This window comes from Pedobacter agri PB92 (assembly GCF_000258495.1).
Taxonomy (GTDB): Bacteria; Bacteroidota; Bacteroidia; order Sphingobacteriales; family Sphingobacteriaceae; genus Pedobacter; species Pedobacter agri.
Genome location: NZ_AJLG01000104.1, coordinates 1 through 17,820, shown reverse-complemented (window position 1 = coordinate 17,820; position 17,820 = coordinate 1). Strand labels below are relative to the sequence as shown.

Annotated in this window: 14 protein-coding genes and 1 tRNA gene; 10 read left to right on the top strand and 5 right to left on the bottom strand. The window is 39.9% G+C overall.

What is annotated here, in order from left to right:
• The coding region (locus ON09_RS15060; RefSeq protein WP_010601895.1) for an isoaspartyl peptidase/L-asparaginase family protein at positions 1-742 on the top strand (742 nt) is incomplete at its 5' end.
• Positions 742-1,584, top strand: coding sequence for a cyanophycinase (locus ON09_RS15055; RefSeq protein WP_010601894.1), 843 nt, complete (start codon positions 742-744; stop codon positions 1,582-1,584). The genes ON09_RS15060 and ON09_RS15055, both read left to right, overlap by 1 nt.
• Before the next feature lie 156 nt (positions 1,585-1,740).
• Here ON09_RS15055 and ON09_RS15050 read toward each other — a convergent pair whose 3' ends face one another.
• Entirely contained in the window at positions 1,741-1,968 is a 228-nt protein-coding gene (locus ON09_RS15050) for a helix-turn-helix transcriptional regulator (RefSeq protein WP_029204370.1), read from the bottom strand.
• Positions 1,969-2,674: 706 nt separating this feature from the next.
• Between ON09_RS15050 and ON09_RS15045 the strand changes: the two genes are divergently transcribed.
• The 5 genes from ON09_RS15045 (at position 2,675) to ON09_RS15025 (ending at position 11,735) form a co-directional block, all read left to right on the top strand.
• Positions 2,675-3,940: a hypothetical protein gene (locus tag ON09_RS15045; protein ID WP_010601892.1), complete on the top strand. Its 1,266-nt coding sequence runs from the start codon at positions 2,675-2,677 to the stop codon at positions 3,938-3,940.
• A 293-nt stretch (positions 3,941-4,233) separates the two neighbouring features.
• Positions 4,234-5,586, top strand: coding sequence for a Gfo/Idh/MocA family protein (locus tag ON09_RS15040; protein WP_010601891.1), 1,353 nt, complete (start codon positions 4,234-4,236; stop codon positions 5,584-5,586).
• Between the two features lie 53 nt (positions 5,587-5,639).
• The gene (locus ON09_RS15035; protein ID WP_010601890.1) at positions 5,640-6,710 is read left to right on the top strand and encodes a phosphotransferase enzyme family protein; all 1,071 of its coding nucleotides are present in this window, start codon (positions 5,640-5,642) and stop codon (positions 6,708-6,710) included.
• A 158-nt stretch (positions 6,711-6,868) separates the two neighbouring features.
• Positions 6,869-10,012, top strand: a complete 3,144-nt coding sequence (locus ON09_RS15030; RefSeq protein WP_010601889.1) for a SusC/RagA family TonB-linked outer membrane protein — start codon at positions 6,869-6,871, stop codon at positions 10,010-10,012.
• Positions 10,013-10,022: 10 nt separating this feature from the next.
• On the top strand, positions 10,023-11,735 hold the full coding sequence (locus tag ON09_RS15025) for a RagB/SusD family nutrient uptake outer membrane protein (RefSeq protein ID WP_029204369.1): 1,713 nt from the start codon (positions 10,023-10,025) through the stop codon (positions 11,733-11,735).
• A gap of 71 nt (positions 11,736-11,806) precedes the next feature.
• Here the strand turns inward: ON09_RS15025 and ON09_RS15020 are convergent, their stop codons facing one another.
• From ON09_RS15020 to ON09_RS15005, 4 genes are all read right to left on the bottom strand, one after another.
• Positions 11,807-12,907 carry a PAS domain-containing sensor histidine kinase gene (locus ON09_RS15020; protein WP_010601887.1) on the bottom strand — a complete coding sequence of 367 codons (1,101 nt, stop codon included), beginning with the start codon at positions 12,905-12,907 and terminating at the stop codon, positions 11,807-11,809.
• A 20-nt stretch (positions 12,908-12,927) separates the two neighbouring features.
• Entirely contained in the window at positions 12,928-13,716 is a 789-nt protein-coding gene (locus ON09_RS15015) for an alpha/beta fold hydrolase (protein WP_010601886.1), read from the bottom strand.
• 290 nt (positions 13,717-14,006) lie between these two features.
• Positions 14,007-14,094, bottom strand: a tRNA-Ser gene (locus tag ON09_RS15010).
• Positions 14,095-14,223: 129 nt separating this feature from the next.
• Entirely contained in the window at positions 14,224-14,658 is a 435-nt protein-coding gene (locus ON09_RS15005) for a DoxX family protein (protein WP_010601885.1), read from the bottom strand.
• Between the two features lie 250 nt (positions 14,659-14,908).
• On the opposite strand from ON09_RS15005, the gene ON09_RS15000 reads away from it, so the two are divergent.
• The 3 genes from ON09_RS15000 (at position 14,909) to ON09_RS14990 (ending at position 17,324) form a co-directional block, all read left to right on the top strand.
• Entirely contained in the window at positions 14,909-15,328 is a 420-nt protein-coding gene (locus ON09_RS15000; RefSeq protein WP_029204367.1) for an organic hydroperoxide resistance protein, read from the top strand.
• 109 nt (positions 15,329-15,437) lie between these two features.
• Positions 15,438-15,866 carry a MarR family winged helix-turn-helix transcriptional regulator gene (locus ON09_RS14995; protein WP_010601883.1) on the top strand — a complete coding sequence of 143 codons (429 nt, stop codon included), beginning with the start codon at positions 15,438-15,440 and terminating at the stop codon, positions 15,864-15,866.
• A gap of 1,260 nt (positions 15,867-17,126) precedes the next feature.
• Positions 17,127-17,324, top strand: coding sequence for a response regulator transcription factor (locus ON09_RS14990; RefSeq protein WP_157258972.1), 198 nt, complete (start codon positions 17,127-17,129; stop codon positions 17,322-17,324).
• Positions 17,325-17,820 lie beyond the last annotated feature (496 nt).

Sequence of the window (17,820 nt, the reverse complement as noted above, 5' to 3'; positions counted from 1 at the left end):
TTTTACTCATGACGGCAGAAACGAACTGGATGCAGCAATTATGGACGGAAAAACACTGATGGCAGGAGCAGTTGCCGGCGTAACTACTGTAAAAAATCCAATTTCTGCGGCAAGAGCGGTGATGGAAAAATCTGAGCATGTGATGATGGTGGGTGCCGGAGCTGATCAGTTTGCTAAAGAAGCAGGGTTAGAAATCGTAGATCCGAAATACTTCTGGACTAAAGAGCGCTGGGATGGCTTACAACAAGCCATTAAAGAGGATTCTACCAAAGCGGTTTTAGATCATGGCAGCAAAAAATCAGAATTGTTGGGTAGCAAAAACCACGATTACAAATTTGGTACTGTGGGTTGCGTGGCTTTAGATAAAGCAGGTAACCTTGCAGCCGGAACTTCAACAGGCGGCATGACCAATAAAAAGTATGGCCGCGTTGGTGATGCACCAATTATTGGCGCTGGAACTTATTGTAATAATGAAACAGCTGCCGTCTCATGTACTGGATGGGGAGAATTTTACATCCGTAACGTGGTGGCAAAAACCATTTCCGATTTAATGGAATATAAAGGTCTATCGGTAAATGAAGCTTCTAAAATTGTGTTGGATAAAGTGGGTAAAATGGGTGGCGATGGTGGCTTAATTGCATTGGATAAAAAGGGAAATATCTCGATGCCTTTTAATACCGAAGGGATGTATCGTGGGGCAATTACTGCCGATGGTAAAATTGAAGTCAACATTTATAAATAATGAAAAACGCTTTTTTATTAGCCTTTTTACTTGGGGTTTCGTTATTTGCCAATGCGCAAAACAAAACAGCAAAAGGAAATCTATTTATTATCGGCGGTGGCAATCGCTCTGATGCGTTGATGAAGCAGATGCTCCATACGGCCGAATTAAAACCAAGTGATTACATCATAGTTTTACCGATGGCAAGCGAAGTTCCTGATGCCGGTTTTGGAACGCTTTCCACACAGTTGCAAAAGCTCGATCCACGTACAATTAAAAATTTCAATTTCGCAAGGCATGAGGTAAATGACAAGAAATGGACCGATTCTTTAGCCAATGCAAAACTGATTTATATTCTGGGAGGTGACCAAAGCCGTTTTATGAATGTAGTATTGAACACTCCAGTGTACGCAGCCATTCATAAAGCTTACCAAAACGGTGCAACCATTGCCGGAACAAGCGCAGGCGCTGCGGTAATGAGCAAGTACATGATTACAGGAAAGCAATTGCTGGATACGGTTTACAAAGAGACCTTTAATAAGCTTTGGGACAAAAACATCGAGTTTTCTCAGGGTATGGTTTTATTGGAAAATACCATTATCGATCAGCATTTCCTAAAACGCAATCGCTACAACCGCCTGATTTCAGCTTTGGCTGCTTATCCTGATCTGGTATGTGTCGGCATTGATGAAAGTACTGCAATTATTGTTCACGGCAATAACGCTACAGTTGCAGGCGAAAGCCAGGTAATCCGTTTGGCTAAACCGAAGAATTTGAAAAAAACCGATGAAGGCTTGATAAAGTTCAATCAGGCTGAATTTGGAATTTTTACCGCCGGCGATGTGATTGAAATTAAACCTTAATCCAAAAAAATAATTTTTGAGTATCACTCATAGCGAAATAACAATCAAAAAAAATGCGCTGTCTACTTGCAGCGCATTGTTTGTTTTTGGTATTTCCAGAAACTATTCAGTTTTCACCAGATTTGTTTAGAAAACAGTCAATTGAGCTGGGTAATTTTAAACCTTCAATAGACCATACTTGTAAGCAAACGACACCAGCGATGCTGTATTTTTCGTTCGGGTTTTAATAATTAGATTTTTCCTGATGTTCTCAACTTTATTTTCTTCTAATTTCAGTTTTTCACTTATTTCAGTATAAGTCAATCCTTGCGCTATCAATTCTATCATTTTGAGTTCAAGGTCATCTATACCCATTATTTTTGGGGAATTATTGGTTTCTCTCATTTAATTAAATTGAACCATAAAAATATTCACTTTGTTTTGTGATTCTCATAGCTCAAAAGGGCTATTATAAATGAAATAAATATGCGATAACTTTATACTTTAGTCTTTCCGGGACGATAGATTAAATAGTGGACGCTCTGCCGCTCAAGGTAGAGCGTTTTTTTTCTAACCAAATATAAAATATTTAAGCGGCTGTATCATCAATACGAAATGGCGTCCTTTGCTTTCTGAGAAATCAGAATAAGTGTCTAATTCGGAATTCGCCCTTACGGGCTATTTTTAGGTTAGATATAAAGGCATTAAGGATACCTGATTTATGATACAGCCCTTTTTGCTTCAAATCAGTTCCAGGTTGATATTTTCAATCTGCTATTGACCTGACCATGCTCGAACTTTAATTTTTCCTCCGCCACAAATGTTTGCTCGTTAATGTTGAGAAAACGGACAAACGTTTGCGTAGCTTTTTTAGCTATCTTTTTGCCATCTTACATAAAATTATTCCCTACATCATGATGGCTATTACTTGTCAATCGGTTTTCGGTTTGATATTGAGCATTGATTATTTGGGTACAAGACCTCAGGGTTGATGAGATAAAGCACATTCCTGGTTTCTGAATCATCCTTGGTCTGGCATTTTTTCATATAAGTTTTAAATATCCTGAACAACATTAATTAATTTTGAAACAGCTTCAGATCATACTTAATAATGACAACTATCCCTACACCATCTGACGATAAACGGTTCTTCGAAATTTTAGATTTATGTTGTAAAAAGATCGAAGAAAAAATGGGCACTAAGCCAATTGCAGATTGGCGCTCTCCGGATTATAATCTTTTAAACAGCCAGCTAGGGAGGCAAACCAAAGTTTATTTGAGTGAAAATACGTTAAAAAGGATTTTTGGAAGGCTGAAAACGCCTACCCGATACTATCCTCAAAAAGCTACCCGGGATGCATTGGCGCAATTTATCGGTTATAGAGACTGGCAGGAATTCGAGCTGATTAACCGTTTCGCACCTCAAGTGGCACCAGCGATTCAACAAGAAATTAAAGTAGCAGATATCGAGCATGTCGCCCCCTACGAAAAGCAGTCAAAAGTCCGCACTTCAAAACTAATTATTGGTATAGCTATATTTATACTGGCCGTTGCAGTGGGTGGGTTTATAGTCTTCAACCAAATTGATCAGGTTAAACCTGGTGAAGTTAGTCTGATTTGTGAAAATCCGAATGGTGAGGTGCCGCACACGGCGATATTCAAATTATCCCGACTTGGTAACGTAAACGAAGATAAGCAGTTTACAATAAACTTTATGGATGAAGGACCGCTGAAAACAATCACTGCAAACCAGGAAGTGGTGCAGTTTTTTAAAAATCCTGGTGTAGTACATGTTCGGTTGTTCTATAAAAATAAAGCGATCGATACGATTGCGGTTTCCATGCAAACCAAGGGTTGGGTAGCAAATTCTGGTCATGATTCGCTCAGTGCTTTCCCAATCGCCCGCCTCAAACCACTATCGAAGCAAAAACTATTTGTTTCAGCCAAACAGTTGGATTCTGCCGGAATAAACCTTTCCAAACCTTTTATGATAGGTTTTAGTAACATTCATTCCAGTAACATCAGCGGTGATAATTTTTTATTTAAGTGTCAATTAAAAACTGAAGAAAGCAGGCCCGGAATTGCCTGTATGCAAGCCAGCATCTTTATCCTCGGCAGTGAGGGGCGGCACCGTGTATTAATGGTAAAACCGAGTTGTTCTGCTTTTTCTGAATATAACTTTTCTGAACTTCATGTGAACGGCACCTCTAAAAATCTAAGCAACATGAGTTATGATTTTAGTGCCGGAGGTAACGTTAAACTTTTAGTAAAAATAAAAAAGTGTCCTTATTTATCAATGATAAAAATTTGCTTAACACTACCTATGATAAATCTATTGGTAAAGTATTGGGGGTTAAAATTCTATTTAATGGAATAGGAACGGCGGCATCTCCTGAATTATCAGACCTCAATACAGGCGAATTATATTAATCAGCTTTCATTTTCAAATTAATACACCCTGTCATGCATTTTTTGTGTATACTAATCCAGGCTTTTAATTATCCATCAGTAAAAAAATATCATATTAAAAGCCTATAAATCAATATTTTAACTATCCATTCTTTTGTCTGTCGTTTGGATGTTTCATTTGTCGTTTTTCGCCTCAATTGCGCCTAGTTTTATCTTAATTCCAAAGCGGAAAACTTACAAAACAAACAAATTAGGTAAACAATGGAGCGTAGAGAATTTATTAAAAACAGTACGTTGACAGCTGCCGGCCTGACGATTTTACCTGGCGGGGCACTATTTGCGAAATCAGATAACAGTAGGGTTAAGCTTGGTTATATCGGCGTAGGCGCCAGAGGAATGAGCCATATTTCTGAAGGCCTTTTACGCGATGATGTAGAGATTGTTGCGATCTGCGATACACAGGAAAGTTCACTTAAAATCTGCAGGGCGGCGATTGCCAAGGCTAGGCGTGCTGCAGCAAAGGAATATACCGGTGGTACTGATGCTTATAAAAAACTTTTAGATCGGAAAGATATCGACGCGGTGATCATTGCCACACCATGGCAATTTCACAGAGACCAGGCGGTTGATGCGATGAAAGCTGGCAAGTATGTAGGTTGCGAAGTAATTGCCGGCCTAACCGTTCAAGATCACTGGGATATCGTAAAAACTTCAGAAAAAACCGGAATGCCATACATGACTTTAGAGAATGTATGTTACAGAAGGGATGTCATGGCTGCTTTAAACATGGTAAGGCAAGGCGTTTTTGGAGAGTTGGTTCACCTTGAGGGTGGCTACCAGCATAACCTCCGAAATGTGTTATTCAATGATGGTAAGGCCTACTATGGGGGTGGAGTAGAATTTGGCCCGAATGCGAGAAGCGAGGCTCAATGGAGAACACAATTTAACATCGATCAGGATGGTGATTTATATCCGACTCATGGCGCCGGGCCGATTATGCAATACGCAAATATTAACCGTGGAAACCGGTTCACCAATCTGGTATCTTTCAGTTCAAAGGCGAGAGGCCTGGCGGCCTACGTGGAAGATTTGTCTCCAGGCCACCCAAATGCGAAAATCAAATATAAAAACGGCGATGTAACTACAACACTCATCAATTGCGCCAATGGCGAAACCGTAATGCTTAGCCACGATACCCATTTGCCCCGCCCATATTCCATTGGTTTTAGGGTACAGGGAACAGATGGGATTTGGATGGACGTCAATAAATCTATCTATATCGAAAAAGAGTCTAAAGGTGATCACAAATGGCAGCCGGTAAAAGAGTGGTTTGAGAAATATGATCATCCCCTATGGAAAAAATACGAAAAAGAAGCCGTAGGAGCTGGACATGGCGGCATGGACTGGTTTGTATTTAATGGCTTTATTCAGGCTGTAAAACAGAAAAAGCAAACTCCAATTGATGTTTACGACTCGGTAACCATGAGTGTGATCACTCCGCTATCTACACAGTCTTTAAAAGAAGGCAACATGCCACAAAAATTCCCTGACTTTACCAACGGGAAGTGGAAAGAACGGAAAAATGTTTTTGCTCTTGATGATAGCGGCTTTTAATTGTTCCAGACTGATCTCTTAATTCTTGATACAAAGCAGCCAGCAATCACAATATGATCTTCGAAGTTTTAAAAGCCTTTAATTTAGATGGGCCGGAAACACAATACAGTCTTTTTGGTGGGGGATTAATTAACAATACCTGGAAGGTGAGCACCAAAAATGGTGATTTTATCCTTCAGCAAATCAATACCGATATTTTCACATCCCCGGAAGAGATTATCGAAAATATCGTCAATTTAAAAAGCTACCTGCACCAGACAGCGCCAGAATATTTGTTTGTTGGGCCGATTCAAACCAACTCGGGCCAATCTGTACTGAATATCGGGGGGTACACTTTTAGGATTTTTCCCTTCGTTCCTGAATCGATTACGATAGATAAAGTGGTACATCCGAATCAGGCTTATCAGGCGGCGAAGCAGTTTGGACAGTTTAGCAGATTGCTTAAAGATTTCGATGTAAGCAAAATCAACTTTCCGCTCCGCGATTTTCACAATTTATGCCTGCGTGTGGCGCAATACAGGCAAGCACTGAAACTGGCAGATGAGTCCAGATTATCAGCTGCGGCCTGGGCCATTCAACAGTTGGCTAAACATATGGATATTGCTCAAAAGTATGATGAGATCATCGCAAGTAATAGACTCAAAGTCAGGATATTTCATCACGATACGAAGATCAGTAATGTGCTTCTGCATCGGGATACAGGGCTTGGAATCTGCGTAATTGACCTGGATACGGTGATGCCGGGATATTTTATAAGCGATGTTGGGGATATGATGCGGACCTACCTTTCGCCGGTTACGGAAGAAGAAACAGATTTTAGCCTGATCGATATTCGTGTGGAGATTTTTGAAGCAATCTATCGGGGTTACATGAGTGAAATGGATACGGTACTCACATCATCCGAACGTGAATTGTTCATCTACGCGGGTCAGTTTATCATATTCATGCAGGCGCTACGGTTTTTGACGGACTTTTTGAACGGCGACATTTATTACGGCGCCACTTATCCTGAACAGAACCTCAACCGGGCGAAAAACCAGATCCATCTCTTAAATAAGTACACTGAAAAGATTGCTGCATTCGAAAAATTTATAGCAACAATAGAAATTAAACAAGTTGATTAAATCTGATTTTATCAGCCTAAACGGATGTGGCCTGAAGAAAGCCGGAAGGGATTATGAATTTAATGATTAACCAAAATAAAAGCATATGCCAATAACCAACAAACCACTAAAAGACTAAACAAAAAATTGATTAAAACCATTCAACAAACTTTAACTCAATGAAACCAACAACTAACCAAAAACAAAACAAGAAGCGATTTTTGGCGCCGCTAACGATGCTGATCCTGGCCCATCTGGGTATCTCCGTTGCGGCACATGCAGAAACATCACTTTATGCCAAAGTAAAACCGGTGAGTGGAACTCGTTATCTTCTGATAAACAAAGCAGGCGAGTATGAATTTGCAGGTTTAAACGAAACCACTGCTTTTGATATCATCACCGGAACGGTAAAGGATGCAAAGGGCGGGGCCATCCCCGGAGCGAGTATTACGGTAAAAGGAACTACTCGTGTCACTTCATCAAATAATTTAGGTGTGTTCAGTATTGATGCACAGGCTGGCGAAACACTTGTGATCAGCTCAATTGGGTTTACCACCAGGGAAGTAGCCGTTACCGGTGCAGCGATGGGCGTAATTACTTTGTCCGAATCTGCAGAAACACTAAACGAACTCGTTGTAGTGGGTTATAGTGTACAAAAACGCCAGAGTTTAACCGGCGCCTTAAGTACCATCAGTGGAGATAAATTAAAGAACGTAACCTCACCGAACGTACAGAATCTATTGGCCGGGAAGGCGCCAGGATTATTTGTAGCACCAGGTTCAGGCAAGCCCGGTGCGGCAGCTTCGGTCATCATTCGTGGTCAGGCTACTTTAAATGGAACAACCAACCCGCTGTGGGTTTTAGATGGTGTAATTGTAGGATCAAGCCCTGGAGAACTAAACCCGGAGGATATCGAATCGATGACGGTGTTAAAAGACGCGGCCTCCACTGCAATTTATGGTTCGCAGGGTGCCAACGGGGTAATTGTAGTCACCACCAAAAGAGCCAAGTCTGGTCAAATGACGATTGATGTATCTTCACGGGTAGGGGTTAACCAGTTAACAAACGGCAATTTGCAGATGATGGACGGGGCGGAATTATATGATTACTTTTCTTCCTTCGCGAACGCCAACACCATCAGCTTTCCACGCTGGAAACCAGAGTTACGTAACAGCAATTTCGATTGGTGGGATTTGGCTACCAAAACAGGATTTAACCAAAATCACAATATATCGCTCCAGGGCGGAACAGAAAAACTGCAATCATTCTTATCGGTAGGGTATTATGATGAATCGGGAGCAGTGCGAGGATATGATTATGAACGCTATAATTTCAGGTTAAATACCACTTATATGCCATATTCATGGCTAACGATTAAGCCATCGGTGGTTGGCTCCAGACGCAGCGTTTTCGATCAGCAATATTCAGTTAACTCAATTTATTCAAACCTGCCGTGGGATAGCCCTTATGATGCCAACGGAAATTTGGTGCCACACCGTTCATCTCTTTGGGTGAATACAGCAAGTACCAATTATTTGTACGATTTGCAATGGAACAAGGGCTCAAACGTGAATTACGAATTTATGGGAAACTTAGATTTCGATATCAAAATAACTAAAAACCTCACTTTCGCTTCCGTTAACAATTATCGTTATAACAGTTATGCAGCTGCAGGTTATACCGATCCACGATCTAATGGCGGATTGAGTGTGAATGGAAGGGTAACGGATTATCGTTCAGAATATACCCGGAGATACACCAACCAGATTGTACGTTACAGCAATAACTGGGCAAAGCATAATCTAAATGCACTGGTGGGCTATGAATTTAATGATTTTTCGAGCAAAACACTCGATGCATATGGAACGGGTATAGTTCCGGGCTTTGAAGTGCTGGATGTAACTGCAAAACCAGAAAGAACCAGAGGTGGAATTAGCCAGTGGGCGGTACAGTCCGTTTTGTTTAATTCCAATTATGATTACGATGGCCGGTATCTGGCTCAGGTATCACTTCGCAGGGATGGTGCTTCTAATTTTGGAAAGAAGTACGGTAATTTCTTCTCTGTAAGTGGGGGCTGGAATATCAGCCGTGAGGAATGGTTCAAAGCAAAATATATCAATACACTTAAGCTTCGTGCAGCTTTTGGTTCTGTAGGTAACCGTCCGTCGAGTTTATATCCTCAATATGATTTATATGCGGTTAACCCGGCGGCAGGTTATAATGGTATTCCTGGCTTGTTAATCAGTCAGTTGGGTAACCCGAATTTAACCTGGGAGCAAACCTATACCAGTGGCATTGGCCTGGATGTAAATGCCTTTAACAACAGGGCAAGGTTAACAGTAGATTATTACATCAAAAACACAGATAACATTTTATACAACGTACCCATTAGCGGCTTAACAGGTATCACCAGTATTTCACAAAATATTGGTAAAATGAGCAACAAAGGAATTGAGGTTGCGCTGGGAGGTGATATTTTTAAAACGAAAGATTTGACCTGGAGTTTAGATGTAAACTTAGGTCACAACCGGAATAAACTTACTGATATTTATAAAACCAGAAATCTGGATGGAACTTATACCGCAAAACCACTGATTGTTGGTGATGGCTTGGGGATTGCCGGATCAGCCAACCGGGTAATCCAGATTGGCCTTCCTGTAGATACCTACTACATGAGAGAATGGGCGGGCGTAAACCCGGCAGATGGTAAACCCACCTGGTATACGGTAACGAGAGATGCTGAAGGTAATGAACTTTCCAGAACCACAACTTCAGATTACTCAAAAGCTACGGAAGAAAGATTAGACAATGCTTCTCCTGATTTATTTGGTGGGATCACCACATATTTAAGGTACAAAGGCTTCGATTTGAATGCAGTTTTTGGTTATTCTATTGGTGGAAAAGTTTACAACTACTCCCGTCAGGAATATGACGCTGATGGTACTTATACGGATCGAAATCAAATGCAATTGATGGAAGGCTGGTCGAGATGGCAGAAGCCTGGCGATATTGCCACCCATCCGGTCGCACGATACAATAATCAGGATAAGGGAAATTCAGTTTCTTCACGTTATATCGAAAGCAATGACTTTTTCAGAATGCGTTCATTGGCGCTAGGCTATAACTTCGAGCTGAAAAAGTATAAAATCAGAAATCTGAGGGCTTTCATTTCCGGCGAAAACCTGTTCGTCATTACCAAATACTCAGGTGTTGATCCGGAGATTCCGGTTGCAGAAGATACCGGAAATGTGCTTTTCTCAACAGGTCCTTCAGTTTATCCAATGACCAGAAAATTTATGTTCGGCCTTAATGTTTCATTCTAATTCATACAAAATGAAAAAGATCATAATTATATTGTTTGCGGTGATCGCAATATCATCCTGCAAAATAGACAGGGAGCCATTCGGTTCATTACAGTCTGAAAAAATAAATAGCAATCCGGAAGAATCCATCGATGCATTACTGAACGGAACTTATGCCCAGTTGAAAGCATGGTCAGATCCTATGCACCGTTTAGGTGAATATGCCGGAGATAACATCATGATCAGGGGTTCCTCTACAGATGCTTTTTATGAGTTCATTTCTTTTGCGAGAACACCGAACAATTCCAGGTTATCTACTTTTTGGGATAGCGGCTACAAAGCCGTCGCACAGGCGTCAAACATCATCAGTATGATACCGCAGGGTAAAAGCACTACATTAGACAGTAAGTTAGGAGAGTGTTATTTTATCCGCGGATTAATTTATTTTTATCTGGTGAGGGCATACGGCCGCCCATATTACCAAAACCCTGAAACTAACCTTGGCGTGCCAATTGTGAACGGAACACCAGCCGATGTCATCAATTTAAATCTGCCGGATCGGGCCAGTGTGAAAACAACTTACGAACAGGTGATAGCTGATTTGAAAAAAGCCGAGGAACTGATTAACGTAAATAAGGGTTCTATTTTTGCTTCGAAGGAAGCTGCCCAGGCATTACTTTCAAGGGTTTATTTATACATGAGTGGAACTTATGAAAATCCTAATCAGGCATTCGCTCAACTGTCGGTAGATTATGCCACAAAGGTAATTTCAGGCTCAACCCGTTACAGCTTACTTCCACGTGCCGATTTTATGAAGTATAACACCTTTTTACCCGAAACCAATAAAGAAACCATTTTTGCCATTAAACGTGTTGCTTCCGAATTCTCCGGATCAGATCATTACTATGGAATTGGTGGGATGTATGCAAATATTGGCGGCCAGGGCTGGGGAGAAATGTATGCCAGTGCAAAATATATCGATTTGTTAAATGAAACCGGCAGGAACGACTGGCGCCCCGCAAAGTATAAAATTGTAGATGCCCGGGCTGCTTTCATTGAGCCAACTTATGCAACAAATGCTTCAGGTGCGTTTACGGAAGTGTTCCGGTTTATTAAAGATGATGCCGCCAATACCTTAAACTATGTTCAGGCCAATATTACCAGAAATGGAAATACAATAACCTGTACAGAAGGTACGGATGTATACACCTTGACACCGGTAGATGCCGCTCAGGAAATCTACAGCATCAACTATAAGAATGGAAAAACGTATACTGGAGTAATTGATAACTTCATTACCTTGAACCGGGTTTATCCACAATTTTATATTGTAAAAGATTCTCGTGAAGGCGAAAATTCGCACCTTCATTCGCCGGTAATCAGCAGGCTTGGAGAAGTTTATTTAAACAGGGCAGAAGCTTATGCGAAATTGCAGCGGTATACTGAAGCACTTAGTGATTTGAATACCATTCGTACGCGTTCAATTGTAAATGGCGGCTATTCATCACTTACGGCAGCAAATGCAGGCAATTTAATTGATAAGGAGCGTCAGCTGGAATTGGCTTATCAGGCAGAAAGAAGTTTTGATGTATTCCGTAATGGAAAACCTTTGGTACGCCGGTATCCGGGACCGCAGAATCAAACGGCAGATATATCTGCCAACGACTTTCGGGTAGTGTATTATATTCCGCAGAGTGCCATCAACTCTTATCCTGGAAAATTAACCCAAAACCCAACCCAATAATTACAATCTTAAACAGGATGCAGATCTCTGTATCCTGTTTAAATTGATATCAATACTGGCAATAGCAAATGCTACAGCGGCATCTGAAATGTAAAACTTGTTTCTTTGGTGTCAGAACTGGCAGTTAAATGTCCGCCGTGTGCTTTGGCAATTTGTGAGGCAATATACAGCCCCAATCCTAAACCTTGTTTGCTTGGCGTGTTGGCTTCCCTGGTAAAGGGTTCAAATAACGTTTCGAGTACATCCGTTGGAATTGCCCTCCCACCATTGATTACTGTAATTTTCAGAATATCATCTTGTATTTCAGTAATAATTTTAACAGGCGTATCTACTGATCCATGGGTAAGTGCATTGGCCAGTAAATTAGATAACATTTGAGATAAGCGGTTGATGTCGCAACGCACTGATTTTTTCGCATTAAAATAAGTAATCACGCTACGCTCCGGATAAGAGATCATTAATTCATCAATGATATGGGTAATAATGGGTTCAATCATTACCTCATGAAGCGCCAGCAAAATACCACCTCCTAATCTTACCCTGGCAAAATCCATTACATTGGCAATTAATTCTTCCATGCGAAGGCTGCTTTTAGCAATTGTAGATACAATGGATTTGTCACGATCGGACAATACGGAACGCCCGAGTAACGATGAGCCGGTTTTAATCGCACCAAGGGGATTACGAAGATCATGACCTAAAACTGCAATAAACTGCTCCCTTAAAATAGCCAGCTCCCGTTCAGTTTGAATGGTGTTTTCAGCATCACTGATGGCATGACGGAGATTATCTTCATAAACTTTTCTTTCTGTGGCACGATAAATATTTAGTCGCATCTCCTGCGGCTGCCCGTTTTCGTCTTTTTTGGCATAGCCATTTATCAATACCTGCATTTTGCTACCATCGCTTAACGAAAGTTCTGCGGCAACTTCTTCGAAAAAGCCTTTAAGCCTTAACATTGGAGCCAAATGTGTTTCGTAAAATATCCTGCTTCCTACCGCCAGAATACTGGTCATTCGCTTACCGATGAGTTGTTCCCTTTCCAATCCCAGCCACATGGCTATTCTGGAATTGGCTTTAATGATTTCTCCTTTTGGCGTGGTCGAAATATAGCCGGAGAGCGAATTTTCTAAAAACTCGTCCAGATGATCTTCGTTTGATAAATTGCTCATCGGGTTAATTGGTAAGGCGATTATAAAAACTCTTTGATCGCAGAAATGGTTTCTGCCGGTGCACTCAAGTGTGGGCAATGACCCGTTGCTTCGAGAATAGTAAGTTTGCTATTATCCATTTGCTGATGGATAAACGCTCCAACTTCTACAGGAGCAATAATATCTTCAGAACACTGGAGAATAAGTGTAGGGGTGTGGCAGGTTTTCAGAATGCTTCTGCTATCGGTTAGGAATGTCGCACGGGCGAACTGCCTGGCAATGGTTGGATCGGTACGACAAAAGCTATTGGTTAACTCCTCACTCAGCTCAGCCCTGTCGGCGTTGGCCATAATCATTGGTGCCATGGTCATCGACCAACCCAAATGATTTTGATCCAATGAAGCCAACAATTCATCTATTTCTATTCTGCTAAAACCACCAATATAATCGCCATCGTTAATATATGATGGTGAAGGAGAAACTAAAATCAGCGCTTTGAATAATCCCGGAGATTGTGCTGCGGCCATAATACCCATCATTGCACTAACCGAATGACCTACGAAAATGATTTCTTTCAACTGAAGCGCTTCCGCAATTTCTAGGATATCATGGGCATAACCATCCAGTTCGTTATATTTTACAGGATCATACGCATTAAGGTCTGAAAGCCCTGCTCCAACATGGTCAAACAAAATGATTTTGTAATTTTCAGCGAAAGCTGGAACAATTAAGCGCCACATGTTCTGGTCACAGCCAAACCCATGGGCAAACATCATCGTAGTACTTCCATTACCCAGTTGATGTACGTTATTTCTTTCCAGTACACTCATTTTTTTTCAATAAAAGGCTAAAAGACAACGATGTGATGAATTGGATGATTCTTAAGATCAGGGGTAAAAATACATAATTTATTTCACATCTGTTTATTGAAAACAGCAGCCCAACACATACCATACAATCTGCTTTTCAAATGAAAACACTTCCTGTTTGGTTCAAAAGGACTTTTCAATCCTTTGGACGTGGGTTATTAATTTATCTCTTATTTCAATCAAATGAAGAAATTATGCCACGCTAATGAAAAAAGCCCTTCATCATTTGATAAAGGGCTTTTGTTTTTTTCTGGCGGAGAGCGAGGGATTCGAACCCCCGGACCTGTTACAGTCAACAGTTTTCAAGACTGCCGCATTCGACCACTCTGCCAGCTCTCCGCTGCAAAAGTAGGAATTTGGCGCCAATCTGCAAATGATTTTTACTATAATATTTAAATCAAAACATTACCGCTTGTTTATCATTTAGTTAGCTTGCCTTTTATTTCTTTTTCGCTTTAAAATACTCGACTAACTCACTGCTTTTTCGCTTTCAACAGATAAAATTCCATTGCCTTCTACTATAAAACAAACTAATCCGGTTAAAACCAAAGATGATAGCCAGAATTCGGCGTAGGGTTTAAAAATCCCTCCTGATATGTTGATGAAAAATACGGCTCCGATAAGAATAGGAAGGTTTAGCAGGCAAAATAATCGGGTATGTGTACCTAATGTAATGGCTATTCCTCCTAAAATATGCATCACGATAATCAAATGTGCAAGTAAACTGATACTAACCGCTGCACCCAACATGGCGCCCCGCATCAAATGACTGAACGCTTCCATATTGGTATAAAACGTAATCCCTTTCCATATGAGAATTACGCCAAGTACTATTCTAAAATAATCAAGCCATTTCGGGTGATGCTGATCGCCCCAGTGTTGAATTTTCTTAAGCAGGTTCATAATCTTTTATATTTTGGTTAAATCAATTTACGAAAAATATTATCATGCATCGAAAAATTAACATTTCAAAATAAAGCAAGACATAAACTTAACAACTTTAAAATGAGTGTTTTTAGATTGCACTACACGGTCCTCTGTATTTTTTAAACGAAACAATTTTCGATCAATCTATTGACAGATTAACTAAATATGCGATATTTGTATCGTAAACGATATAATCGCTTGCGATACAATTATCTAAATGATTAAAATGAAAACATTATATCAGACTAGCGCATCAGTAACAGGTGGCCGTAATGGAAAAGTAACCAGTGAAGATGGTGCATTATCACTTGAAGTGAGAATGCCAAAGGAACTTGGAGGAAACGGGGCAGGATATACCAACCCGGAACAATTATTTGCTGCGGGCTACGCTGCCTGTTTTGATAGTGCCCTTAATTTGGTAATGCATCAGGCAGGAGTGAAGGCTGCTGAACCAACAACTGTTAAGGCAAATATTTCTTTACATCCGGACGGAAAAGGTGGGTTCGTATTGGGTGCAAACTTGCAGATAAGCTTACCAGGTATTGAAACTGTTCGAGCGCAGGAACTAATAGATACAGCACATAACATTTGTCCTTATTCGAATGCAATACGTGGAAATATTGAAGTGGCATTAGAGCTAGTATAAACCTTAATAATGCATAAAGGGACATCTCGGCCCTTTATGCTTTACATTTTTTATATTTGAGCGCTTTGGTTAATCATATTATTACCAATAAATAGATAAAGCAGTAAACATGGATACATATTTTAAACTGGAAGACCAGCTCTGCTTCCCTCTTTATGCCGCATCTCGCATGGTTACAAAATGTTATCAACCCGTATTGGATGATCTGGGAATTACCTATCCGCAATATATTGTCCTGATGGTTTTATGGGAAACCGACAATATCTGCATGAGTTTCTTAGCCGATAAATTAAGGTTGCAGTCGAATACACTTACTCCACTACTCAAGCGCATGCAGGAGCAAGGCTTGGTAGAACGTATCCGATCCGAAAAAGATGAACGTAGTATCATTGTATCTCTAGCGAAAAAAGGGATAGACCTGAAACAGCAGGCACATCGCCTGCATAGCCGAATAAAAGAGAATCTGGGCATTACTGCTCAGGAGGCGCACGATCTCAAAAATTTGCTTAATAAATTGATTCTAAATATTTCTTCCTAGCGTGCATATCTAGCGCTAATCATTACGATTTCCTATAGCCAATATTTCAAATAAGCCTTTAGCTTATCTTGTTATCGCAATAAGTCAGATTGAGCTCTGGGTAGTATATCCATGAGCAGACGCGATGGCTAGCAGAGAGAACAACATTATGATAGATATTATGGGGTTTTAGTACATTAATGCTATATTCCAGTTTGAAGATAGTGAGGTTATCATTAATCTGGCAAATAGCAAGGAAGAAGCGTGTCAATTTTTTGCTTATTATGATAGTCTCAGCGTCTATACCACAGTCAAAAAATAAACTAAAATAATGAATCAGCATTTTTGCTGTATTGACAAAATAGTAGAATAATCTGTATCCTAAAGATAACGTAAATATAAAAGATAGAAAATGTTGACATTTGTCCTTCAAATCAGTGGGTAAAATGTGAATGGCAGTGCGCGATTAGCACATTACAAATGGAAAATTCTATAGCAAAATCCCTCAGGCAAATCGCGAGAGGGATTTATATCTTTCATCCGAAAGAATTAAAGGATCGTCATCCATTGATCCTTAAGACTGAATTGTCGTTTGCAATAATAAAAATTTCATACGAGGAGTAAAAAAAAGATATAGATTTCAGCCTACCTTTCTCTTTATTTAGATAAGGCTGTGGATAGCAAGCAGAGACTACCAGCCATTTCAGACTTTATGACCCCTAATAATCACAATATTCCATCTTGCCTGACGGGCTATAATCTTTCACTCACTGTAAATTTTACACCCTGTAAGAGAGTAACTTAGTTTAATGTTGATTATTATCTTTACTGAGATGGTTAGGGGAATTATCCCAAGGGCATTAAATATGAAAAGAATATAAACGCCAGACCAAATTGGTTAATAAGTTCAGTCTAATCGCAATTAAATACCATATCTGGATATTGAAGTTAATCGATATGCATGAAGGAAATTATTAATGGGATAAACTCACATCCATTATAATATTGAAATTCATCCACTATATAAATTTTATCCCCCTGTACATACACTTCAGTGATTACTAATTTTGCATCAGTTATTTTTATTTCATTTGACTTTTTTGTTTAGATGGAGCTTACTGATGCTTTAATCATTACAATAACGTGATTAGCAGTATTAAGTTAATCTGATATAACATAGTCTAAAACTTGTATGTTTAATTAGTCTAATAAGAAAAAAATGGCATAAAATTAGACCCCGCATCCGGTATGAATAAAACTAATGCCCCTATCCCGGATTTCATGGGAATTGACGAAACAGAAAGAAAGGTTATAGAGTTAGTTGCTAGTGGCCTTACTAACCTGGAAATTAGTAAAGAGTTACAAACTAAGCCAGGTGTAGTGGAGAAACTACGCAAAAATCTGATTACTAAGACCCGGACTAAAAATTCCGCATCCCTGGTTTCGTTTGCTTACAAATATGGATTACTAAAAGCTTGATAAAAAGCCTTACATGACTGCAAGGCTTTCTAATTCAAACAAACACAAAAGCTTCGAAAAGCTTTTGCAATTAAAGTTAGCCTATCCCATCCGGGCATAAGTTAATAAATGGTAATGTTTATAGATTCGCATTGCAAAAATACAGGTTTGGCTTACTAGCTAAATAGCCCTTTAGTATTATAAAAAAGCCTTAAAAGGCTTTTACTTTTAATTAAATCGTCCCGGGTCTAATGAAGCGCTCAAGTTAACATTTGATTCAAAACTCATCGTATGATATATCGACGTATTAGACTCAATAATTACCTGCCTTATGATTACTAATCATATAAAAAGATTATCGCTATTGATACAGCTAACCTTCAATGCGGGGTAACCTTATCCTATAAATTTGTTTCATATTGAAAGGCTTTATTTAGTATGCCATCCACACAACCTGACTCTGCGGCATTTGGCTGTCATATAGGGATGGTTTACCTGCTTTGTTACGTATAAATGT